The sequence below is a fragment of the Tautonia marina genome, from assembly GCF_009177065.1.
GTDB classification, from domain to species: Bacteria; Planctomycetota; Planctomycetia; order Isosphaerales; family Isosphaeraceae; genus Tautonia; species Tautonia marina.
Genome location: NZ_WEZF01000002.1, coordinates 323,114 through 346,554 on the forward strand (window position 1 = coordinate 323,114; position 23,441 = coordinate 346,554).

Sequence of the window (23,441 nt, forward strand, 5' to 3'; positions counted from 1 at the left end):
ACCTTGGAATCAGGTCGAAGCCGACCCTTCGGCCTCGATTTGCCGACTCAACCAGGCGACCGCCTCCTCCGGATTCGTCACCGTCCCTTCCAGCTGGGCATCGTAGGCTCGATCGATCCACTGCTTGAACACGGGACCGGGACGCAATCCCAGGCGTTTCAGATCATTGCCGTCAATCCAGGGGGCCGGCCGAATCGGCCCGTCCGGCTCGACCCTCAGGTAGTCTTCGCAAAACGCCACGTGGTCGATGGGCAGCTCGGCCGCCTCGGCCACCGCCCGATGCATCACGAGCAATTCGCCGATGCCCGGCTCGGCCAGCAATCGCTTCAGGCGAGACACCGGAATCGATCGCGGTGCGTTCAGGGTTTCGTGATGGGCTAAGAGCCACGAAGCGGCGTCCCGCTCGACGTTTGCCAGCTTCAAGCGATCGGCCACCCGATTCAGGGCCTCGACCGCTCCGTAACCCGTGGTTGCCCGGTCGATCTCGTGAAACAAGGCAGCCAGAGCGAGGCCGATCGAGGGATCGTGCGGCAGACCATCGAGTACGGCCAACGTCTGTTCCCAGAGATCGTGCTCGGGCCGGGCCGCCACATGCGCCGGGACTCCGACCAGGGACAGCAACTCCGGCACGATCACAGCCGCGAGGCCAAAATCCATCAGCAGACGCATGGCGGCCGAGCGACTCGGGTGAACAAGCATTCGCCGCAATTCCTGGGCAATGCGCTCGGCGGCCACCACGGTGACTTCTGGAGCCATTGCCACCAACGCCGCCTCGGTGGCCGGCTCGATTCGGAGCCCGAACCGCGCCGCAAACCGAACCGCTCGGACCAGGCGAAGCTTGTCCTCGGCGAACCGCGAGGCTGGATTCCCGATCGCTCGCAAGAGTCCGCTATCCAGATCGTGCTTGCCGCCGATGTAGTCGATCACCTCTCCCGAGATCGGGTCGAAAAACATGCCGTTGATCGTGAAGTCTCGGCGAGAGGCGTCCTCCTCGGGACTGCTGAAGACGACTGATTCGGGGCGTCGGCCGTCGATGTAGGCTCCGTCGCTCCGGAAGGTCGCCACCTCGACCTCCCCTGCCCCCCTTGGTCCGATCACCTTGACCACTCCGAAGCTGACCCCAACCGGCACCGTTCGGCGGAAGATCTGCATCACCCGCTCAGGAGGGGCGTCGGTCGCCACGTCGTAGTCACTGGGGGTCAGCCCGATCAGCAGATCCCTCACGCAACCGCCGGCCCAGAGGGCCTGATGCCCCGCCTCCCGGAGCCCTCGGACGACCTGGACCGCGAACGCTCGCCTGCGCTCCTGAACCGTCGGCAAGGGCCGGGGTTGCGTCTCCTCTCCCATCGCCTCAAAGCTCCTGCGCAGGCTGGTCGAGCGTCCGGATCGCCACGTGCGTGTCTCCGTAGCGGCGAAGGTCCCAGGCGTCCGGGTCCGGGAGAAACTCCGGGCCGAGCGCCCGACCCGCCTCGGCCACGATGGTCGAGCCGATTGGCAAGCGATCGACGAGCGTCTGAATCAAGGTGCGAAGCTTCTTCTCGCTCTGGTCGTACTCTCGGTACGGCGGGTCGAGAAAAACGACGAACGGGCCGTCTTCGCTCGACGGCTCGAACTGGTTGACCCACGCGTACGCATTTGCGACCACCACCTCACCGAGCCCTTCGAATCGCAAGGCCGCGAGATTCTTTCGAACGACGGCGGCATTCTGCGGCCGTTTCTCGACGAAGACCGCCGAGACGGCTCCCCGACTCAGTGCTTCGAGCCCAAGAGCGCCCGTCCCGGCGAACAAGTCGATCACGGGCCGATCCTCGACCTCGGTGCCGAGAATGTTGAAAATCGACTCGCGGACAAGGTCACTCGTCGGCCTCGTCCCTTTCGAATCATTCGGCCCCTGGATCGTATGCCCGCGCCGGATACCGGCGATGATACGCATCGTTCACTCGCTTCGCCAGAAGGACAAGGCCCCGTTTCCGGATCGGCGGAGCCGACCAGCCCCCGAGTATACCAGGCCCGATCCGATTCCCTCAGCCGGTTCGTTGCTCATCACCCGATTCCCGGTCCCTCCCCTGACACCCCGGGGCCGGATTCGGTTCTCAAGGAACCTGTCAGTTCGACTTGACCGGCTGGCGCAAGATGGCCATACTCCCCCCCGGAATGCCCACAGGATTCGCACCGCAACGTGTCCAACCCTCACGTGATTGACGACGCGAGCGATGCTCCCTGACTCGGCGAGAATGACCCCAAGGACGCAGGGGTTGACCCGCCGCGACGGACACCGGCCCCTCGGCCCGTCCACCGCACCCTCTGAGCCTCCTACACCGACGACGAGACGTGTCGAAACGAGCCGGAAGACCCGATCCACTCCCTCGGATCTGGTCTGTCCGCCCGGATCGGGTTGGCCACAACCGAGGACACGGACCGTCATGCATCGGCTTTTCGCCCCGACCGCCGCCCTGATGGCCGCGGCCCTGCTGTCGCTGTCCGCCGCGCTTTGCCATGCCCGAACGGCCGATCCGCCCGCCGACCTCCAGGCCGGTCGCGAGGCACTCAGCCGAGGCGATGGTCCGGCGGCCGTCGCCCTGCTCGAATCGGCCTTGCTAGCCGTCTCCTCGGCCGAACGCCCGGCCGTTCTTGACGACCTGAGACGGGCGTATGAACGTGCCGCCGCGCAAGCAGAGGCCGCGGGAGACACACGCCACGCCCGGCTCTATCGTGAGAATCTCCTGATCTTGAATCGGCCGAAACGGCCTGCTGACCCTGCCGTCTCCAGGACCTCGAACGAGGCCGGAACGCCTCCCGATCCGGACGAGCCCCCCGCGGAATCGCCCTCCCCTGCTCCGCAACCGGAAGACTCTCTGCCACCCCCCGAATCACCGGGGCTGTCCCCAGTTCAGGAACCAACCGCCGGGGTTCTGGAAACCGATCCTCCAAAATCCGACTCGACGGCGGATGGAGAGCCTCAGCCCCCGGTCTCAATGAATGAGGCGGACACGACCCAGACTTCTCCTCAAGAGCAGACCGCTCCGATCGCGCAACCTCCGGCGGCCGACTCGTCCCCCGCTCCACTCTCGGCCCCCCCTCAGGGCCAGACCCTGGCCGAGGTGCTGCGATCGGCCGACGCGGCCTTCCGCTCCCAGAAGTACGAGGACGCGGGCCGGATCTATGCCCTGCTCGCTCAGCGAGGGCAGTTGCCCGAATCGCACAAGGCGGTCTGGGCCTACTGCCGATTCGTCGCTGTTGCTCGACGAATCAATGCCCAGCCCAGCACTCCGGCCGAATGGTCCGCCATTCACGCCGAGATCCGCGAGGTCCGCGCCCTGGCCCCCGAAATCTGGTTCAGTGAGTACCTTCGTCGCCTGGCCACCGAACGTTCTGCAGCCGTCGGGGCCAAGCCAAGCGCGTTTATTGTTCGGGGGCAGTCCGAGTCCGGCGAGACGGTCAGGAGCACCGCATCGTGGCAGGTCCTCGAAACCGAGAATTTCCGGATCTATCACGTCGATCCCTCCCTGGCGAATCAACTGGCTCGCCGGGTCGAGGACGCCCGGAGCGATCTCTATCGTTACTGGACCGCCTCGTCATCAGCGTCTTCCTGGTCCCCTCGCTGTGACCTGTACCTCTACCCCAACGCCGCGACGTTCGAACGGATGACCGCTCAGCCCGCCGATTCTCCGGGCTTCTCGACCCTCGACCTGAGCCGGGGACGTGTGGTTTCGCGTCGCATCCATCTGCGGGCCGATGCCGACCGCCTGCTCGACGCGGTCGCACCGCACGAGGTCTCTCACGTCGTGCTCGCCGATCTCTTTCCAGGCCAGCAGATCCCCCGCTGGGCGGATGAGGGGATGGCCGTCATCGCCGAGCCGATCGACGCCCAGGTGGCCCGACTGGCCGATCTCGAAGCATCTCTCGCCTCCGGCCGCGTCTTCCGCACCGGAGCCATGATGAGTGCATCGGGGCCGAAGCCGCGCGACTGGGACCTGTTCATGGCCCAGAGTGCCTCGCTGACGCGATACCTGATCCAGCTTGACTCACCCGCTCGATTTCTCAGCTTCCTCCGAGCGTCACAGCGCCTCGGAACCGAAAACGCGCTGAAAACCGTCTATGGATTCCAGAGTGCCGAGGACCTCCATACCCGATGGCTCTCCCACGCCCGACGGAAATCGGCGACCACCCCCGATGAACTGATCGCCGTCCGCCCCGACGCGACACCCCGCGCCCGATAGCATGCTCAACCTCGACCGAGATCCAGGGATGAACGCTCAAGGGGCCGAATCCCTGGTCCTCGGTGCTCAGCGTTTCTGATCGGGGGCCAGAACCCGCAACACCTCATCATGCAAGTTTCGGTCACAGGTACTCAGAAGACTTCGCCTTGAGAGGATCTGGTCGCGCTCACCATCGAGTCCCGAGATCACCCCACCGGCCTCCTCGACACACGGCACCAGGGCCGCGATATCCCACGGACTCATCAACGAATCCCAGGCAATGTGGAGTCTTCCCCGACAGACCAGGGCATGCTGGATACAATCTCCCACGAACCGGAACCGCCGGGCCGAGCGGATCAGGTGCGTCAATCGAAACGGAATTTGTCCGTCGGATGCCTGAATGTCACTCGAATGAGGGCCGGTCGTGGAGGCATAGGCCTCACTAAGTCGCACAGGAGACGCCACCCGAACGGGTTCCGGCGACTCGTTGGGTGACGGACGCCACCAGCAACCAGACCCCTTGGCGGCGAAGGTCGTTTCGCCGGTGGCCGGTTGGTGGATCACACCGATTACCGGGTCGTCCCCTTCAACCAGGGCGACCAGGGTGCCGAACATCGGCAAGCCCAGGGCAAAGGCCGCCGTTCCGTCGATCGGGTCGATGACCCATCGGCGATTGCTTCCGTTCCGCGCGGGATGCTCGCCGAACTCCTCGCCAAGCACACCGTCGTCGGGCCGTTCCCGGCTCAAGAGTTCGCGAATGCGTTGCTCGGCTGCCCGGTCGGCCGCCGTCACTTCCGTCCCATCCGGCTTCCACTCGACCGCGCAGCGACGGAAGTAGGGCAGAATCGTCTCGGTCGCCGCATCGGCCAGGGCCAGCGCCAGGGCCAGGTCGGGGTGGTTCTTGACGTCGGTCATCGCATCAGGAGCGGTCATGTTCGGCCTCGGATCGAGACGCCCCGGCCGATCGCCGGCGAACCGGTCGGCGTTGGGAGCGAGCGGGAGAATCCTCGCTGGCGATTGTACGAGAGAACCGTCGACGGTCGAGCCTCTCCTCCAGGGCTTCTTCCGGCTCTGCTCTGAGACGAACGAGCCAGCCCTCCTCGATCCGAGCGAGTCCGAGCCCCGGCGCAGCCTGACCTGAAAGCACGAGCCGACGTTCCCCCCATCCCGCCGGTGACTGGGGATGTTCCCAGACCACCAGGTTCCACGAGCCCCCTTCACGAAACGCCAGGTCAAGCTCACCCCGGTGGACGCCGTCCATTGCCTCAGGACCGGTCCCGTCTGCAAGCAAGGTCCAGGAGCGCCTGCCGACCCGAGCCTCGGCCGCTGCAATCCGGCGGGCCAGCGATCCGACACACCACGGGATCACCAGATGTTTCGCCGCCTCGACCACGCGACGTGGAGACGCCGGGATCGTCGCTCGACCAGCGCGCTCGATCGCGGCGATCGGATCGGCAACCCAGGCCGCGTCCGGATCGCAAAGGACTCCTCGGATCAGGCGAAGGACCCGAGTGGCGAAGGGAGGCAGCCCCGTTTCCGGCAGGTGTTCGAGCCAGGTCGGACGAATTGCCGGAGTCGAGCGATCGGGAGCCCCTCCCGGAGTGGCTCGCATAATCGTCCGGGCAATCGTGAACCGATCCACGCGCTTCCGGGTGACCGCATTTCGCAACGATTGCCGTTCCGGGGATTGCGTGATGACCCCGACCCGAGGGAGAGGCCACTCCTCCGGGATCTCGACCCGCAACGCCCCGTTGGTCAGATCGAATCGCTGGGCAATGCGCACCATCGCCGGGGAATACGGTCGGTAGAACGATTGCCGGGACGACTCCTGACCACGATCCCCGAGCAGCAGGGGCTTGTTCAACCCATTGGAGAGAATCAAATGACTGACCGCTCGGGTCGCGGCCACATAAAAAAGTCGGTCGGCTTCGTCCCGCTCCTCGCGCTCCTCGGAGGCACGGTACAGCAGTTCGGCAAGCCCCCGAGGTGAGTTGTCCTGCCCGAAGGTCGGCGCGTCTTCACCTGGTTCGGGACTCGTGCGGACGATCGGTCCGTAGCGCGCATGCATCAACACCGATTGCGACCGCGGGGGAGCGGCGCGGTCGAGATCGGGCACGATGACGATCGGGAATTCGAGCCCCTTGGCCCGGTGGATCGTCATGAGGCGAACCGCATCCCCTTGCTCGGTATTCGTAGCCGCCTGGTCCTCCCGCGCGAGGGTCCGCAGGTCGTTCCGGAGCCGGGCCACGAAATCGGCCAGCGGATACCCCCCTCGATCGTACGAACTGGCCAGGCGGACCAACTTCCGCACGTTGGCCCGCTTGCGATCACCGAGCGGATCAGCCACGATCGCTGCTTCAAAACCCGACTCATCGAGCACGTGATCATACAGAGTCGCAATGGGGGCCCGATCCTTGAGCAATCGCCAGCGATTCAAGAGTTCCCGCGCCCGAACCGCCCGACGACGATCTGCCGGGCCAAGCTCCTCGATCTGATCGCAGCGCCGGAGGTTTTGCTGCAGATCCGCCGGCCGATCGTCGGGTCGGGCGTTGGCGAGCCAGTAGAGCCCCTCATCGCTGATGCCGAAGAACGGGCTCCGGAGCGTCGCCGCCAGAGCGAGCGGATCGAACGGGTCTTCGATCGCCGCCAGCAAGTTCACGACGTCCAGCACTTCCTGCTGGGCAAAAAAGGCCGAGCCATCGACGGTATGATAATCAAGCCCTTCGGCGGCGAGGGCCTCCTCGTACACCCCCACATTCGTCAGGGCTCGGAACAGGATGGCGACGTCGTTGGGTCGGGCCGGACGCCTCGAGCCGTCGGTCGGGTCCTGAATCGTCCAGCCCTGTTCCAGCCGATCGGCGATGAGACGAGCAATCCAGCCCGCCTCAACCCGTCGCGTTGCCGTTTTCGATCGTCCCGAGGATTCCGGCTCATACGCCCAGAGAAACTCGACCGCCGGGGGATCGTTCGGGGTCGAAGGCACGGGACGCTCGGCCCGAAGGGCCTCCGAAGGGTCCGTGTAGAGATCCGCGAACAGGGCATTGACGAACTGAATCACCCCCGGAACACTCCGGAAGTTTCCGGTCAATGAGAGCCGTCCCTCCTCCTCCAAACCGTCTCGAAATCGCGTAAAGATCGTCGGCTCAGCCCCTCGAAAGCGGTAGATCGACTGCTTCGAATCACCGACCAGGAACAGGCGACCCATCGAGGGATCGTCACCGGCCAGTGCCTGCACGATGGCGCCTTGAATCGGGTCGGTGTCCTGGAACTCATCGACAAGAAGCAACTCGATTTCCTCCTGAAGCGACGCGAGCACCTCCTCTCCGCGATCGAGCAACAATGACCGTGCCTTGATCAGGAGATCGTCGAAATCGGCCAGCTCGCGGCGGCGTTTCAGGCGATCGACTTCGTCCAGGGCCTCCCGAGCCAGCGCCGCGAACCGCACCCCCAGTTCGGCCGATCGGTGGGTCAGATCCTCATCCCACTGCAACGATTTGCGCGCCCGATCGACGGCGTCCCGAAGTGCCTTGTAACCATCTCGGACACTCATGTACACGTCGATCGACGTCCAGTGTTTCCCGGTCCCTCCTCCGGCGACAGTCGCATGCTCTCGAATCACCTCGAACGAGAGATCCGGGTGAGGCGCCTCGGGTAACAGCGGAATCTCAGCGAGCAGGACCGCTCGACGATCGGCCCCCACCGGATGCTCGCATTCGTGATTTCGGAGCAATTCCAGCAGAGGCCGGGCATCCTCGACAAAACGCTGCAGGAGTGACGGTTGCCCCTCGCTCAACCAGGCCGATCGCCAGCGATCGATCAGCTCGGCCGCGCTCAGGTCGGCCCACTGACCAGGGTGGGCCAGGGCTCGACCGAGCAAGAGGGATCGCAAGCCGTTCCGAACGGCATCGAGCCCGAGTTCGACGGCCAGGGCGATGAGGTCGGGATGACCGTCCGCCAGCCATCGACGCATGCAGATCCGCAAGGCCTCATCCCGGAGGGTCGGGGCGATCGACTCCTCCAGCACGCCGAATTCCGGTGGCAACCCCGCTTGCTCCGGAAACCGCTTCAACAGTTCAAGACAGAATCCGTGAAAGGTGCCGATTCGTCCAGCTTCAAGGCCACGAAGCACCCGACGCCAGTGGTGCGTGTCAGGGCCTCCGGCATGGATCCGGCGTCGGCATTCCGCCCGGATGCGGCCGCGCATCTCGGCCGCGGCCTTTTCGGTGAAGGTCACGGCAACGAGGCGATCGAGCGGCATCCGATCGTTCAACGCCAGAACGAAGCGGTCGGTCAAGACTCGGGTCTTCCCACAGCCCGCCCCGGACGCCAGCGCAACGCTCACCCTCGCGTCGAGCGCCCGTTGCTGTTCGGGGGTCGGCGGGTGGGACGTGGCCGCCTCGACCACCACGGTCCGCTCGACGGCGTGATCCGGGCCACTCATCGAAGGTCCTCCTCGCCGGGCTCACTCATCGTCGGGGCCTCGGGCCAGGGCTTGCGGGCCTGTCGAACCTGGTGGAAACGGCAAACGGTTCGGTAATCGCAATTCCGTTCGCAATCGGGCTTTTCGAACTGGGCCGGCATCATCCCGAGCCGGAGCCGATCGACGAGATCAAGCACGAAGCGAACGATCCGATCGGGACCGGGCTTCCATCCTTCTCGGGAGAACAGGTCGCCGTCTCGGTATTCGGCCAGGGTCACGAGCGGGGCGTACCCTTTCCCCCGCAAGGCCCAGTAGCCGGCGTCGATCGCCCGCGGATTCTCCTCGGCCGGCAAGGCTCGCTCGACCGCCATCGCATAAAGCGGCAGTTGCAGCGCCAGTCCCTCCTCCAGCTTCTTCCGCGAGGGGACCGATCCGGTCTTGTAGTCGATCACACGAAAGAGCAAGCCCGAGGGATGCCGGATCATATCGATGCGATCAATCATTCCTTGAAGCCGCACCTGTTCATCCCCCTCGCCCAGCACCAGGGCCGGGCCGTCGCGATGCTCCTCGTCGCCGAACGAAAATTCGAAATGCTCGGGAGCCAGATCACGCCCGAGCGACTCAGCATAACGCCGAAACTGATCAGCGTAGGTTTTCCCGATCCGAGCCATGCGCTCGGCCTCGATCGCCCGGAGCCCTCGGCCCACGTCGGAGCTGGGGCTCGCTTCGCGTTCCAGCTCATCACGAACCGCTCGCTCGATCCGATCGGCAATCGCCTCATCGAGCGAGATCCCGTTCGAGGGCGGCTCGTCGCGCAAGCCCAGATGCAACGATTCAAGGACCGCGTGCATCAGGCTCCCGCCGGCGGTCCGGTCCTCCTCCAGTTCGTCACGCTCCTCGATCGGATCAAGACGAAGCACATATCTGAGAAAGAATTGAAATGGGCAGAATGCCAACGATTCCAGTTGGCTCGCGCTGAAGGTGTACGACGGGCCGAACTCGGAGGCCAGGCGTTGGATGATTCGAGGGTCGCGTAGCATTCCCTCGAAGCGGCTGATTCCATGTCGTCGGGGCCGCCAAACGGGGTGCCGGGCCCGTCGCTCGTTGACCAGCAAGGCCGAGGCCGAGGCGCGAAGCAAGGCACGATGTTCGGGACCCGAGGCGAGCATGGCCAGCTCGCTCGGATCATTGATCGCAGCTCGGGCCATTGCTCGAACGCGGCGCTCAAGCGGCGATTGCGGCGGCGTTTCTCGAAGCGCGGGATCGAGCTTCCGGTTGTCCCGAACAATCCGGTGCCTGACTTCGTCTGACAGTAGGGTCTCGACCTCGACGAGGAACCCGGCCGCGAGCTTATCGACTCCCTTCTCGTCGCTGGTCGGATACGCAAGCGTGAGGCTGACCTCAGCCGCCCCCAGCACGCGGAGAAACCGAGCCATCTCTCGACCGAACGGTGTGGGATCCGACGCCGCGATCGGTGCATCATCAAAGCGCAATCGCATTTGACTGATCGATCCACGACGGAGGACCGCGTCCGTAGGCTCGTCGTTCAGGGGGAGTTCCTCCCCATCATGACCCGGTTCCGGCGCCTCGTGAGACTGGTCGTCTGGGTCGGCGGTCGGTCCCACGGAGGAGCGGTTGGGGAAGGTTCCCTCGGCCAGGTTTGTGAGAAGGATGTGCCGGGCAATCACCCCGGCCGCCTCATCGACGGTGGCGAAGCGAATGGCACCGACCGTCGATCCTTCCGGGGCGGGCAAGTCCTGAAGGATCACCTCCACCTCCGCGACAAAGGAGGCCCAGTTCCACGATTCCCTCCCCAGTCCCAGCCCTTCGAGCACCATTGCATGATCATCAAGTGCGCTGAACAGGTGGCCCAACGCTCCCTCTGACTCGGGATCGAGTCCCAGCTCGATCGCCAGTCCGGCGAGTCGATCCACCTGTTCCGACCAGGGACCGGGAATGGCCACGGACTTGAGGCACTCGGACAACCGTTCAAAGACGGGCAACGCGATTCCCCCCAGCCAGGCCAGGCGCTGCCGATGGCGTCGCCGGTAATCGGGCTTGGAGGTCATTTCCTCGTCCGACGTTGGGTGATCGATCATCCGGCCGAGGGACTCTGCGATGGCGTCACATCCTCGATAGACACGGGCTTCACGCAAGGCCGCGGCCGAGGCGGCAAGGGCCATCGGATGCCCCTTGGCCTCCTCCCAGTCGGGGCGAAGACGGCCATTCCGGAGCAGTCGGCCGAGGAGTTCCGTGTCCCAGTCCTCAACGGGCACGGCCATCGCTAGCTTCAGGGCCTGAACCGCCGCGTCGGAACCAATCGGCCGATCGCGTCCCGTGGTGACAGGAAGCCCCCAGGCGCGGAGCGTCTCGACGGAGATCGATGCCTGCTCATCCCAGGATCGGACCAGGATCAGCAGTTCTTCAGGAGGCTCCCCTTCCGCCAGGCGTTCGCGGGCCCAGACGGCCGCGACCCGGGCCAACCCTTCGCCACTCGAAGCTCCCCGAAGCGCTAGCCCTTCCGAACGATCGACCTGACCCTGACCGTGATCCCCTTCCCGGAACAGGTGCCGGTCGAGGCAAACAAGGCCGGCGGGTCGATGGTCGGACGGCTCGATCGACGTTTCAAGGAACCCCCACGCGAGCATCCGTTCGCGGAACCGGGCCGATGGTGCATCAACCTCGGCTCGGGACGGATCACCGTCGAAGGTCAGGACCAGGCCGAGCTGGTTCACCGAGTGCCGCATGGCGTCGATGGCCAGCCGGACGGGACGATCCTCGGTCGGAGGCTCGACCACGACCACCCGATCGACCGATCCCCAGGCCCGGGGAAGCGTTTTGGCCAGATGAAACCAACTGGCATAGTAGGACTGTAGCCCGGCCTCATCGACTGCCCCAAGCCGCGCCAGCACCTCTTGATACGAGCGGTACACGGCCCGAACCTCCGCCTCGATCGGCCCGATCGGCGGAGGCAGGTCGGATGGTGCCCGACCGGCGGCCATCCATCGGGCAATGCGGCGGAAGACCCGACGGCGAAAGCCGGAAGAATCGGCGACCGAGGCCGAGACGGACAGGGCTCCGACGTGTCTGGCCTGCTCGATGGCCGCTTGCAAGGCGGCCCGAACCCCGGCCGGAGCCAGGCAGAGCGGTCCTCCGGGATCATCGGCGCGGAGGTCGTGCCAGAGATCGGCCCAGCAGAAGACCTGGTCAGCGGGCGATCGGCCCGGAGCCTGCGCGATCCGACGGGCCAGCCGGTCCCGGGCCAGCGGAGTCGGCATGATCCAGGTGGTGGCCCGCCCCTTCGGTCCTCGAACCCGATCGAGCCAGGACGCCCCCACCGGGCCGGTCCAGAGCCTCCGGTCGGCCGCCTTGCTCATGGGTCATCCCCCTCGAATCCTCGCCCTGGCCCATCAGCGCCACGGAGCCCAGGACCACCCCCGAAAGCAACACCAGGTATACAGAAAAATACCAGAGTCGGCCCGATCGGACAATCCGAACCAGCCAGACAATTGCACCATAGCCGACGATTCCCGAGAGGATCGTCGCCAGGCCGGTCATCTGAAGAACCTCGGTTGAAAGGGACTCGATCTGAAGATCCTTGCCGACCAGGACCGATGCCCCGAGGATCGCCGGGACGTTGATCAGGAGGCTAAACCCGACCGCCCAGGTGCGCGAAAACCCCAACGCCAGGGCGGCGGCGATGGTCGAACCGCTTCGGCTGATCCCCGGAGTAATGGCGAACGCCTGCGCCACGCCGACAAGCAGGGCGTCGAGCCAGGTCGTCTCGGCCGGCCCCTTCAGCCCGGCCTTCATGCGGGTGGTCGAGAGCAGCAAGGCCGCCGTGACGAGGAAGGCAAACCCTGGCACGAGAATGTTTTCGAACGCCTCGTCCACGGTCTTCTTCAAGGTCAGCCCGACGACCACTGCCGGCAAGGTCGCGACGACCGCCAGCAAGCCGCTGCGGAGGACGATCGCTCGGGTCGGGGTTTCGCCCACTCCGCCCCCGGTCACCAATCCCCGGGCTCCCGACCTCATGACGCGACGATAAAAGACCAGGATGGCCAGGAGGGTTCCCAGATGCAGCATCACGATGAAGAACAGGCCATCAGGACGGTTCTCGACCGTTCCCAGCGAGTGAAAGAGAGACGCCGCCACCGCCAGGTGCCCACTGCTGGAAACCGGCAAGAATTCCGTCAGGCCCTGAAGCACGGCCAGGGTCAGGGCTTCGAACCAGGTCATGGGTCGGTTACTCAGGGGATCGGGCAAGGAACTGGAGTTCGACTCAGAACGCCATTACATCTCTCGCAGCTTCGGCGCTGCGACGGCCAGGTACTCCACTCCACTATAGATCGTCAACAGGACGGCAACCCAGATGAGAAGATCGCGGCTGACCAGAACCCAGGTTGCCGGGTCGGGACTCAGGGCGAGGGCCAGCAGCGCGGCCACAATCGCCGCACACTGGAAGACCGTCTTGAGCTTGCCGGCCATCTTGGCGCCGAAGGCCACTCCTTTGCCTTCCATCATGCTGCGAAGCCACTGGATGACCAGTTCCCGAACCACGATGACTGAGGCCATCCAGGCCGCCACGCCACTGCCGGGAATGGCGACCAGGAAGATCAGGACCGAGGCAATCAGAAGCTTGTCGATCATCGGATCGAGCTGACGCCCGAAGGCTGTTTCCTGCTTCAAGAGCCGCGCCACATAGCCGTCCAGGGCATCGGTAATGGCGGCGATCAGAAACAGGACCAGGGCAGGGATGTACCAGTTGATCTCGATGAGCCAGAGCGTCGCCACCCCGAAAAACAAGCGAGCCACACTCAGCGCGTTCGGGATGTTGAGGAGCCCGATCGGCTTGCTCGTGCTGGGACTGGCCTCAACTCGCATCGCGAATCCTTTGTGCAATCGAAGAGAACGTCATCGCATGAGCGTCTGATCGTCAAGGCACTGGGTTCTCCGGTCAACCCGGCAAGATGGTAAACGGGGAGGCCGGCGGAAGTTTCCTCGCCTTGGGCCTGTGACGGATCTTGCGCTTCGGGCTGGCACCCTCAACCGGCCGAGCGACCAGATCGTACCCCTCGGTCAACAGCACCTCGCAGGGAATCAGGTCCCCCGCGCGAAGGTTGCGGTCACGAACGAAGACGAGCCCATCGACGTCGGGAGCATCGGCGTAGGAACGCCCGGCCCAGACTCCTGGACCGAGTTCGGCCGGGGCCGGCCCATCGATCAACACATCCAGCGTTTTGCCAACGAGGGAGGTGTTGAAATCGAAGGCGATGGGTTGCTGGACCTCCATCACCCGATCGCGACGATGGGCCTTCACGTCGTCGGGCAGGTGGCCGGGCAGCTTGGCGGCCGGGGTGTCGGGCTCGAAGGAGTAAGGGAAGACGCCGAGCCGCTCGAACTTCGTCTCCTTGACGAAGTCCAGCAATTCCTCGAACTCCTCCTCCGTCTCGCCGGGGAAACCGACGATGAAGGTCGTCCGCAGGACGAGGCCTGGCATCACCTCGCGAAGGCGTCGGATGATCTCGACGGTCTCGGCCCGCGTATGTCGGCGGTTCATCATCTTCAGCATGCGGTCGTTGATATGCTGAAGCGGCATATCGAGGTACGGGATGATCTTCTCGGACGAGCCAAGAACATCGTACAACTCCTCCGTGAAGTAATTCGGATAGTTGTAGAGGATGCGGATCCAGCGGATGCCGTCGATCTGATCGAGTTCCCGGAGCAACTCGGCCAGGCGAGGGCGGCCGTAGAGATCGACGCCGTAGTAGGTCATGTCCTGGGCGACGAGGTTCAGCTCGACGACGCCGTCGGCGGCCAGTTCCTTCGCCTCGGCCACAACGGTCTCGATCGGCTTGGTCAGGTGCTTGCCCCTCATGTACGGGATCGCGCAGAAGGTGCAGAACCGGCTACACCCTTCCGAGACCTTGAGGTAGGCGAGGTGCCGGGGGGTGATCCGCAATCGGGCGGTGTCGTCCATCGCCCGAATCGGGGCGGGATTGAAGATGGATCGCTGCTCGTCGAGACCGCCAAGGATACGGTCGGCCGCCTTGACGATCTCCTCTCGACCGAAGACGCCGATCACCTGATCGACCTCCGGGACCTCTTCGAGCAGCAGGTCTTTCTGACGCTCGGCCAGGCAGCCGGCAACGACCACGCCTCGAACCTGCCCGGCGGCCTTGCGGTCGAGCATCTCGCGGATCACCGCCAGGCTCTCGGCTCGGGCGGCGTCGATGAAGCCGCAGGTGTTGACGATCACCAGATCGGCGCCGTCGGGGGCCGCGACCGGCACGTAGCCGTCCTGGGCGAGCAGGCCAAGCATGCGCTCGGAATCAACAGTGTTCTTCGGACAGCCCAGGCTGACGAAGTGAAACGTACGGTCGGCTTTCATCTGATCGGGAATCATCCTCGCTCCGCTCCTGAAGTTACGACACATGATACGGGGTTCGGGGGATTCCCGCCAAGACCGAGACCATGAGGAAAGGCATGACGAACGATGAATGGCATGGGTTCGATGGGGTTTCGGAGTTCAGGAACCTGGTTCGGGATCAAGGCGTCTGGTCGATCGCCCTGAGCAGGCGATCGAGGCCGTCGAGGTTGGCCCGAAGCTGCTGCTCGGCGTCGGCTTCGGGGACGTGGTCGAGAATGCCGATCGGGCCGTGCCAGCCGCTCGATCGAATGACTTGAAGCAACCGGGCATCCTCCTCTCCCTCACCGATCACGAGGATCTTGCGTCCTTTCGCCTCGCCGTCGCGATCCATGCCGTTGAGGTTCAGGGCGAGGAGATGGGGCTTCATCGTTTCAAGCAAGGCGGGGAAGCGGTCGAGGTGGGGGTGACCGTGGTGCAGGTTGTAAACGATCCCGACGTTGGGCAAGTCGAGGGCCTCGATGATGGCGATCTGGTTCTCGGGCTCGCCGAACCAGCCGCCGTGATTGTACAGGGCCACCGTGCAGCCGATTTTGGCGGCGGCCTCGGCGATGGGTCGGATGCGGTCGGCCTCGGCAGCGACGCGGGCGGCCTGGTCTTCCGGAGAGGTGGTCGGCTCGCCTCCGCCGGTGACCCAGAGCTGAGGGGTGAGCTGGTGCTCGGCCAGGCTGTCGAGGAAGAACCGAGCGGTGTCGTCGAGCGTGGTCGGGAACCAGAGGGCGGTCAGCTCGATCCCGTGGCGGTCGAGGGTTGCCAGCTCCTCCTCGAAGGTCGGCAGGTGTTCGGCCCGCCAGTCGTAGGCGAGGCGACGGAGTTCGAGCCGGTCGAGCATCGCGGCCCGCTCCTCGGGGCCTCGCTGCGCCGCGTCGAACGGAACGATGCACCAGGCCACGAGGTTTTCGCGGTCGAACAGGTCGGCGGGGGGTTCGGTTCCGGTTCCGAACATGAGAACGGCGGTGAGGAGGATCGAGGAGAGGCTCTCGGGAATCATCGTCGAGGGGCTCCGGAGGGCTCGGGGGAGTCGAGGATCGCGCTCTATCATACGCTCGATTCCGAACGGACAGGGAGCGTCCGGGTGGTGTGATTGCCGGTTTGGGGCCGTCGGCCTACGATGGTTGCACCCCCCAACCGGCCGAAATCGCTTCTGCTCATCGTCCCGAAGAGTCGGACCATGCCCTCGTACAAACTGCTGGCGCTCGATGTGGACGGAACGCTGATCGGCAAGGATGGCATCCTGCGTCCTCGAACGGCGGCAGCGGTAGCTCGGGCGGCGGCGGCGGGAATCCAGCCGGTCCTGTGCACGGGCCGACGGTATCGAAGGGCCTTGCCGGTGGCCCGGCAACTGGAGCTCGATGCGCCGGTCGTGTGCAACTCGGGAGCGTTGGTCAAGGAAACGAGCAGCCACGCAACCCTCTGGCGGGCCGATCTGGGTCGGGAGCTGACGACGGCCGTGCTCGATGTCTTGCGACGCCTGGGAGAGCCGGCCGTGTCGATCGTGGATCATGAGGAAACGCCGCCGGACTTCCTCATCCCCGCCCGGCCGACCGGACGGGCCCTGTTCGATGAGTATGTGGAACGGAACGGGCCGTATGCTCGGGTCGATCCCCACTGGATGACCCGTCCCGACCAGGGGGACCACTTCCACCTGTTCGCCGTGGGAGAGCGGGCGGCGATGCTGGAGGTGGAAGCCGCCCTGATCGAGGCGGTGCCGGGCATCCTGAGGACGTTCGTGCTGCATACGTCGGCCTATTCGGGGACGATGTGCGAGGTCCTGAACACCGAGGCGAGCAAGTGGTCGGCCGTCCTGCACCTGGCCGAGCGCTGGGGGATCGACCCGTCGGAGATCGTCGCGGTGGGAGACGATGTGAACGACCTGCCGATGATCGAGGGGGCCGGGCTGGGGGTAGCGATGGGTCAGGCTCCGGAAGCGGTCCAGAAGGCCGCCGATCTGGTCGCTCCGACCTTCGAGGCCGATGGAGTTGCGACGCTCATTGAGGAGGTCTTGCTGGCTTGAGGCTCCCGGATCGAGGCGCGATCGGCTATCGTACGACGAACTCCTTGACGAGGCCCGACCATGAGCGCATCGACCGAACCTGAACCGCCGCAACGGGATCGATTCCAGGGAAAGGCCTCCTGGGTCCGGGAGCCCGAGGGGGATACGACCCTCGAATCGAACTGGCTGATCACGCTGCGTCGGGAACGGTACCGATCGCGCAAGTCGGGAAAGGCGCATGACTTTTATGTGGTCCACCTGGCCGATGCGGTCAATGTGATCGCCCTGACGCCCGAGAATCGGTTGATCCTGGTTGAGCAGTTTCGGGCCGGCTCGGCGAACGACAGCCTGGAACCCCCTGGAGGGTTGCTCGACCCCGGAGAGGACCCGCTGGAGGCTGGAGCCAGGGAGTTGCTGGAGGAGACCGGGTACGCGGGAGACGAGCCGATCATTCTGGGAACTGTCTGGGCCTGTCCATCGCTCTTGACCTCTCGGATCACGACCATTTTGATCCGCAACGCCAAATTGATCCGCGAACCGAACTGGGATGAAGGAGAGGAGTTGCGTCTGAAGATCGTGCCGGCGCGAGAGGTCCCCTCTCTGATTCGGAACGGGAAGATCGGCCATGCGTTGGCGATCCAGGGGTTGCTCTGGTGGCTCGTCTCGGAACTGCCGGGCACGCCGCTCGAACTGCCGAAGGGTTTCCAGTCGAAGGACCGGCAGATCGGTCTCGGCCGCTTGATGGTGGCGATCGCCTTGATTGGCCTGGCGTTCGGGTTGATGCGGACGATCGGCGAGACGGGGACGCTCCTGATCATCCCGGTCTTGCTGCTCGTGCCGGCGTATCTCCTGGTCGATCGCGTGGTCGATCCGATGCCCAAGACGGTCCTGACCCGGTCGATGGCCCGCTGGGGACGACGGTCGCTGATCCGGGCTTTGGCCACGCTCGCCCTGGCGCAACTGCTCTGGCTCAGTGTGATGGTCATGGCCCGGATGGCATTCTTGATCTGACGCAGAACGGGTGCAGGAATGCTTGGGAGCGCCTCGCCAATTTGTTCGAAAACCATTTTCCAGCAGCAGGTTACGTGATCTGCGATGGCTTCGTTCCGTTGTGGAGCGCTCCGGCGATGGCTTCGTTTCGCGCGAGGGGCCGGGCCGATCGGCGATCGGGATTTGAGAGGTTGCCAGGGGAGGATGGGAACAGGGCCAAGGGGGTGCATCGGGAGTTCGGGGCGCTTTGGGGAATCGCGTTGAAAACACAGAGCCACGAGAACAGTATCGAGGAATTCGGTCGGGCCAGTCACACAAAATGGCCAGGGATCGCCTGAGTGATGGAAGACCGAGGCGCGTGTTGGCAGGATCGGAATTGCGTAGAATAACTCGGAGTATCCGCAGCGCGGGGGAGGACGGCCTCGTACCGAACGCAGAGCCGTTCCGCCCCTCGGCAGCAGGCTTGTGATGGGCGCTGGGTGTTGATTTCCCGGTTCGGAGGTTCGATTCAACAATGAGCCGGACGGCTGCAACGATTTGGGGCCTCGTAGCCCTGGTGCCGGTGGCGATAGGTTTGGGGTGTGGCGACTCGCAAGGAAACCGGATCGCCCCGGTCGCGACGGACTCGGAGAGCCGATCGGGGCTGTCGAGCCTGCCGGCGATCCCGACATCAAGGGGAGGGGTGCCTCGCATCACGTTCTTGCTGCCGAACGCGCCGCAGACGCAACCCTTGATCTGGAAGGAAGCGGCGCAGCTTGATGCCGCGAAACAGAACGCGCTCTTCACCGCCCGAACGGCCGGCGAGGGGGAGTCGATGGCCGACTTTGTCCGCCGGGTCAGCCAGGAAGGCACGGCAGCGATGGTCGTGGTGGTGGATGACGCCGAGGCTCTCGGGCCGGCGATCGCCGAGGCCAGGCGTCGAGGCATCGCCGTCGTGACGATTCTCGAACCGGTGACGGCCGGGGGGGAACCGGTGCCGGTGGTCGTCCGGGGGGACTACAAGCGAGCCGCCGAGGAACTCATCGAAGCCGCTGCCAGCGATGCAAGCAAGCTGGGCAAGTCGGCCGAGGGACCGGCGCTCGTCGTGTACACAAAGGATTTTCCCGAGGCGGATCGGCGCGCCGGGGCCCTGTTCGAGGCCCTGACGCGAGCGGGAATCGAGACGATTGGAGACGGCCCCCAGGCGGTCGCGGGAGGTCAGTACGACGTGGGCAACCTGGTGCTGGAGCGGCTGAAGGAGCGGCCGGAACTGGCCATGGTCCTGACCGGCGATGACACGAGCTTTCTCGGCGCGACGATCGAACGGAGTGAACTGCCGGAAGGCACGGGGGTGACGGTGGCGGGGTTTCTGGTGGACCCGGAGAGCTTCGTCGTCGTGGAGGAATCGTTCGCCTCGGCGGCGGCCTTCGCGGATGATCGGGGGTTGGGCATCCTGGCATATCGCAATGCGATGACGCTGGCAACGGGAGAGACGGTCCCCGATCGGATCGTCGTGCCGATGTCCGTGCAACGAGCGCCCGGGCCGCCGGCCTTCGGTCGGCTCCGGTTTGATCTGAACCCGCAGGATGCTCCGCTGGAGGGGTTCGACCCGACCGAACGTGAGAAAACGGCCGAGCCGAAGGACGAGGGCTGATCGAGGGACCGCATCGAAGGCTTGAGCAGCGTGTGAGAGATCCCTCGATCGGGTTGGCCTTCCCGGTCAGGCGGAAACGTACGCGCCGGAGGCGCGACGGCCGCGGACGCTGTGGGGAAAGAGGAATTCCTGATCGAGTGTGCCGGCCTCGTCAATCGGCATGGGCTGGAAGTCGGTCTCGAAGCTCAGATGAGGGTGGGCGTCGACATCGGCTTTCATGGCGGGAGAAACCCAAAGGTGATCGACTTCGAGCGTGTTCGGGATGAAGACGACGCGGGCCTCGTCGGGGGTGATCCGCCAGCAGGTTTCGAGGCAGACGCGGAGGACCTCGCGGTCGGTTGGTAGGGTGATCGGAATGCGAGCGCGTTCGAGGAAGCAGGAGGTGAGGACGTTGATCCGGAACGGCTCGGGGTCCATCTTCTCGACGATTCGCTCGGTCGCCAGATCGGCAAAGCCAACGCCGACAATATTGCCGTGGCTTTCCTCGGAGACATCGAGGACAGCCAGGCGGGTGACCTTCGGGCGGTCGAAATCGGGCATCGTCTCGACCATGAGCCGGCCGATGACGTTCGGGTCCATGCCGGCCCCGGAGTAGTTCTTGCCGATCTCGCCGACGACGAGTACGTCGATCTGATCGAAGGGCAAGCGGCCCATCAACTCGCGGGCCCGCTGCAAGAGGCGGGGCTCGACGTCGAGGATCGTGTCGGGATCGACGGGGACGATCTCGGCCGGCTCATCCTTCGCGTTTTCGAGGATCGCCAGGCCGAGGGCGAAGGGGGTGTTCGAGATGAGGAACTTGCCGACGGCAGGAAGGACCTCTCGCATGCCGGTGAGGCCGAGCTTGTGAATCTGGCTGGCCCCCTCGCGCTTGCCGAGGCCGATGACCATCATCTTGAGGATGCCCGACTCGAACTCACTGGTGAAGTCGGTGTGAGGCTTGACGCGGTTGAGCAGGACGATGCCGTCGGCCGCCAGGGCGTTGTTGTCGAAGTGGATGGGAAGGCCGATCGGGCTGGTCCCGATGACGGTCGTCTCCATGTCGGTCTTCACCTCGACGCCGAGGCGATCGGGGGTGATGCCGTACTCGGCCAGAAGCTGGCGCTGGCCCTCGGAGGTGTTGCCGCCGTGGCTGCCCATGGCGGCGACGATGAAGGGATTGAAGCCCATCGCCTTGAGTTCTTCGATCGCCGCCTTCGCAATGACGAAGATGGTGTTGATCCCTCGGCTACCGACCCCAACGGCGACGCGCCCGCCGGCGGGAACCCGATCGGTGATCCGGCTCTCGCGGATCAGGCGGCGAACGGTGCCGGGAATGTCATCGACCCGGGGCTGGGGAACCGACTGGCGGACTCGGGCGATCGGCGGGAACTCCATCGGGCGGACCTCATCGGCAACGGAGGGGGGCAACGGGCAGGAGACGTGGGCGTCGCCAGCCTCCGCGAAAGGGAGACCGGCGCGGTGGCCAGTCGATCGCGGGAGACGACGTAGACCCTTTCATTAGAATCGGCCGATCGAGCCCCGACAAGGCAAGCCACCGAAAGAGGAGATCAAGGGTCCCGCGCTGCTCGTCCTCCCCACCTTACGATCGGGCGGAATTGGGACGGCCGGCAGCCCCTTCGCCGAGGTCGTGGTGGCCTTGTTCGAGCGCCCGGGAGAGGTTGACGCCGGAGGAAATCACCCCGACTTGACTGAACGCCTGAGGGAAGTTGCCGAGGAACCGACCACTGGAGGGGTCGATCTGCTCGGAGAAGAGACCGACAGGGTTGGCCCGAGCACAGAGGGAGTTGTAGAGATCGAGGGCCTCGTCGAGCCTGCCCTGAAGCGTCAGGTTATCGACGAGCCAGAAGCTACAGAGAATGAAGGCCCCTTCGTGGCCGGGGAGGCCGTCGGGAGAGTGGTCGGGGCGGTATCGGTAGAGCAGACCGTCACCGGCATCGAGGGTGCGGCGAATTGCCTCAGTCGTGGCGATCATGCGAGGGTGATCGGCCCGGACGACTCGACGCAAGGGGAGTGCCAAGATGCTGGCATCGAGTCCACTCCGCTGCTCGCCGCCAATGTGCTCGGTCAGGGCGTTCTGCTCGGGGTCCCAGGCGTGTTCGAGAATCGTCTTGCGGAGGTGGGCCGCGTCGGCACGCCAGCCGTCGATGTCTCCGGGGAGCTTCAGTCGCTCGGCGATCCAGGCGCCGCGATCGAGGGCGACCTGACACAGCGCGGCCGAGTAGGTGAAGGGGCGTCCCGAGGACCGGATCTCCCAGATGCCTTGATCCGGCTCGTTCCACTCGACGCGAGCCGCCTCGACCAAGGGGAGAAGACGGCTCCATAACCGCTCGCTGAGATGATCTTCGTGGCGAACCCACTGGAAGGCGCAGTCGATGATCTCTCCGAAGACATCATGCTGGCGTTGCTCGGCGGCGTCGTTGCCCCAGCGGACGGGATGGGAGCCTCGATAGCCGCTCAGGGTCGGGTCCTCCCGTTCCGGCTCGGGTTGCCGACCGTCGAGGGTGTAAAGGACTCGGGGACGCCCGCCATCCTGGTCGATGACGTCGTGGACCCAGGCGAGGAAGTTCCTTGCCTCGCGATTCAAACCGATGCGGCGTAACGCATAGACGGAGAAGGCGGCATCGCGGATCCAGGAGTAGCGGTAATCCCAGTTGCGGACGCCTCCGATTTCCTCAGGGAGGGAGGAGGTCGGGGCGGCCACGATGGCGCCGTTCTCGACGTTGTCCATGAGCTTCAAGGTGATGGCCGATCGCCGAACAAGGGCCTTCTGAGGACCGTGGTACGACAGGCAGCCGAGCCAGCGTCTCCAGGCATCAACCGTGTCGTCGATGGCCTGCAAGGGAGGCGTGGAGCGGTCGTCCTTCTCGACCCCGTTCCAGCGGAGGGTGAGGTTGATTCGATCTCCCTGGTGGAGTTCGATCACCGTTTGAGGACCGTCCAGGGGGCGATCGGCATGGAGGTTCAGGACGATCTCGGGACGATCGGCAAACCGGATCTGCCACGCCTCTCCCTGGCGTTGGATCGGGGAGGCCCGCCAGGGGTCGATTGCGATCCGAAGGCGGACGGAGCCTTCTCGGATTTCGACGGCGCGCACCAGTTCTCCCCGGGCGGCCTGGGCATCGTCGGAGAGGATCGAGCCCCGGTGAAACGTCAAGGCGTCGAGGACCCGGACGAGGCCGGTCGGGGATCGCATCTCGGTGGCCAGGATGCCGGTTTCGTCGAGGTAGCTCTGGCGTGATTCGAGCAGGTGCTCGGGGGCCACGGTGAACGCCCCTCCTCGGTGACGATCGAGGAGCCGACAGAACACCGGAGGAGCGTCGAACCGAGGCACGCAGAGCCAGTCGATCGCACCATCGCGGCCGACCAGGGCGCCGGTCATGCCGTCACCGATCAGGCCGTGATCCTCGATCGGCAAGGTTCCGTCGACTTGCTCCAGCGGTTTTAAGGGTCCGAAGTGCAGTTGCCCGGTCCAGTCCATCATGATTCCAGGAGGGTGGGTTCAGCCAAAGGGTCGAAGGGCGGGCATCGAAGGTCTTGGCAAAGAAGTTCGAGGCAAGTCGCGGCTCGCCATTCGATCGACGTCGAGAGTCGATCTTCGCCGGGGTTTTTCGTGCAAGATTCATACCGCGGCCGTCGAACCCACCGGAAGTTCCGCAGAGTCGCATCGGCAGAGCAACCTGGATGAACCCGGCCGCCGGGGAACCTTCCAATCGGTCGGGGAGCGGGTTGACGAGTCTGGAACCGCGTCGATAGCCTGACGAGGAAGGGGTTGTCCTGGG

The 23,441-nt window shown here is 65.0% G+C and carries 15 protein-coding genes; 4 read left to right on the forward strand and 11 right to left on the reverse strand.

The features are described 5' to 3' along the window. Window positions 1-9: 9 nt before the first annotated feature. On the reverse strand, window positions 10-1,347 hold the full coding sequence (locus tag GA615_RS03870) for a CCA tRNA nucleotidyltransferase (protein WP_152049940.1): 1,338 nt from the start codon (window positions 1,345-1,347) through the stop codon (window positions 10-12). Between the two features lie 4 nt (window positions 1,348-1,351). Continuing rightward, window positions 1,352-1,933: an RsmD family RNA methyltransferase gene (locus tag GA615_RS03875; protein ID WP_152049941.1), complete on the reverse strand. Its 582-nt coding sequence runs from the start codon at window positions 1,931-1,933 to the stop codon at window positions 1,352-1,354. A 490-nt stretch (window positions 1,934-2,423) separates the two neighbouring features. On the opposite strand from GA615_RS03875, the gene GA615_RS03880 reads away from it, so the two are divergent. Further along, the gene (locus GA615_RS03880) at window positions 2,424-4,220 is read left to right on the forward strand and encodes a peptidase MA family metallohydrolase (protein WP_152049942.1); all 1,797 of its coding nucleotides are present in this window, start codon (window positions 2,424-2,426) and stop codon (window positions 4,218-4,220) included. Between the two features lie 66 nt (window positions 4,221-4,286). Here the strand turns inward: GA615_RS03880 and GA615_RS03885 are convergent, their stop codons facing one another. From GA615_RS03885 to GA615_RS03915, 7 genes are all read right to left on the reverse strand, one after another. Continuing rightward, a complete protein-coding gene (locus GA615_RS03885) occupies window positions 4,287-5,132 on the reverse strand; it encodes an inositol monophosphatase family protein (protein WP_201750099.1) in 846 nt (281 codons plus the stop codon). Beyond that, entirely contained in the window at window positions 5,119-8,640 is a 3,522-nt protein-coding gene (locus GA615_RS03890) for a UvrD-helicase domain-containing protein (RefSeq protein WP_152049943.1), read from the reverse strand. The genes GA615_RS03885 and GA615_RS03890 overlap by 14 nt, the downstream gene beginning before the upstream one ends. Beyond that, the gene (locus tag GA615_RS28560) at window positions 8,637-11,897 is read right to left on the reverse strand and encodes a PD-(D/E)XK nuclease family protein (RefSeq protein ID WP_152049944.1); all 3,261 of its coding nucleotides are present in this window, start codon (window positions 11,895-11,897) and stop codon (window positions 8,637-8,639) included. The genes GA615_RS03890 and GA615_RS28560 overlap by 4 nt, the downstream gene beginning before the upstream one ends. After that, window positions 11,827-12,858, reverse strand: coding sequence for an undecaprenyl-diphosphate phosphatase (locus GA615_RS28010; protein ID WP_152049945.1), 1,032 nt, complete (start codon window positions 12,856-12,858; stop codon window positions 11,827-11,829). The genes GA615_RS28560 and GA615_RS28010 overlap by 71 nt, the downstream gene beginning before the upstream one ends. 54 nt (window positions 12,859-12,912) lie before the next feature. Then, a complete protein-coding gene (gene pgsA / locus GA615_RS03905) occupies window positions 12,913-13,503 on the reverse strand; it encodes a CDP-diacylglycerol--glycerol-3-phosphate 3-phosphatidyltransferase (protein WP_152049946.1) in 591 nt (196 codons plus the stop codon). Between the two features lie 73 nt (window positions 13,504-13,576). Beyond that, window positions 13,577-15,025, reverse strand: a complete 1,449-nt coding sequence (gene rimO / locus GA615_RS03910) for a 30S ribosomal protein S12 methylthiotransferase RimO (RefSeq protein WP_235905059.1) — start codon at window positions 15,023-15,025, stop codon at window positions 13,577-13,579. A gap of 142 nt (window positions 15,026-15,167) precedes the next feature. Then, the gene (locus GA615_RS03915; protein WP_235905060.1) at window positions 15,168-16,037 is read right to left on the reverse strand and encodes a sugar phosphate isomerase/epimerase family protein; all 870 of its coding nucleotides are present in this window, start codon (window positions 16,035-16,037) and stop codon (window positions 15,168-15,170) included. A gap of 180 nt (window positions 16,038-16,217) precedes the next feature. Here GA615_RS03915 and GA615_RS03920 point away from each other — a divergent pair, with 180 nt between their 5' ends. The 3 genes from GA615_RS03920 to GA615_RS03930 all read left to right on the forward strand — a co-directional run bounded on the left by GA615_RS03920 (window position 16,218) and on the right by GA615_RS03930 (window position 19,662). Continuing rightward, complete coding sequence (locus GA615_RS03920; protein WP_152049948.1) at window positions 16,218-17,060, forward strand: HAD family hydrolase; 843 nt, start codon at window positions 16,218-16,220, stop codon at window positions 17,058-17,060. Window positions 17,061-17,120: 60 nt separating this feature from the next. Continuing rightward, window positions 17,121-18,050: an NUDIX hydrolase gene (locus GA615_RS03925; protein WP_152049949.1), complete on the forward strand. Its 930-nt coding sequence runs from the start codon at window positions 17,121-17,123 to the stop codon at window positions 18,048-18,050. A gap of 661 nt (window positions 18,051-18,711) precedes the next feature. Beyond that, window positions 18,712-19,662 (forward strand): substrate-binding domain-containing protein, encoded by a 951-nt coding sequence (locus GA615_RS03930; protein ID WP_161602155.1) that lies wholly within the window; start codon window positions 18,712-18,714, stop codon window positions 19,660-19,662. 66 nt (window positions 19,663-19,728) lie between these two features. Here GA615_RS03930 and GA615_RS03935 read toward each other — a convergent pair whose 3' ends face one another. Further along, on the reverse strand, window positions 19,729-21,036 hold the full coding sequence (locus tag GA615_RS03935; RefSeq protein ID WP_152049951.1) for a lactate racemase domain-containing protein: 1,308 nt from the start codon (window positions 21,034-21,036) through the stop codon (window positions 19,729-19,731). A 205-nt stretch (window positions 21,037-21,241) separates the two neighbouring features. Then, complete coding sequence (locus GA615_RS03940) at window positions 21,242-23,143, reverse strand: glycoside hydrolase family 15 protein (RefSeq protein ID WP_201750100.1); 1,902 nt, start codon at window positions 23,141-23,143, stop codon at window positions 21,242-21,244. Window positions 23,144-23,441: the final 298 nt, after the last annotated feature.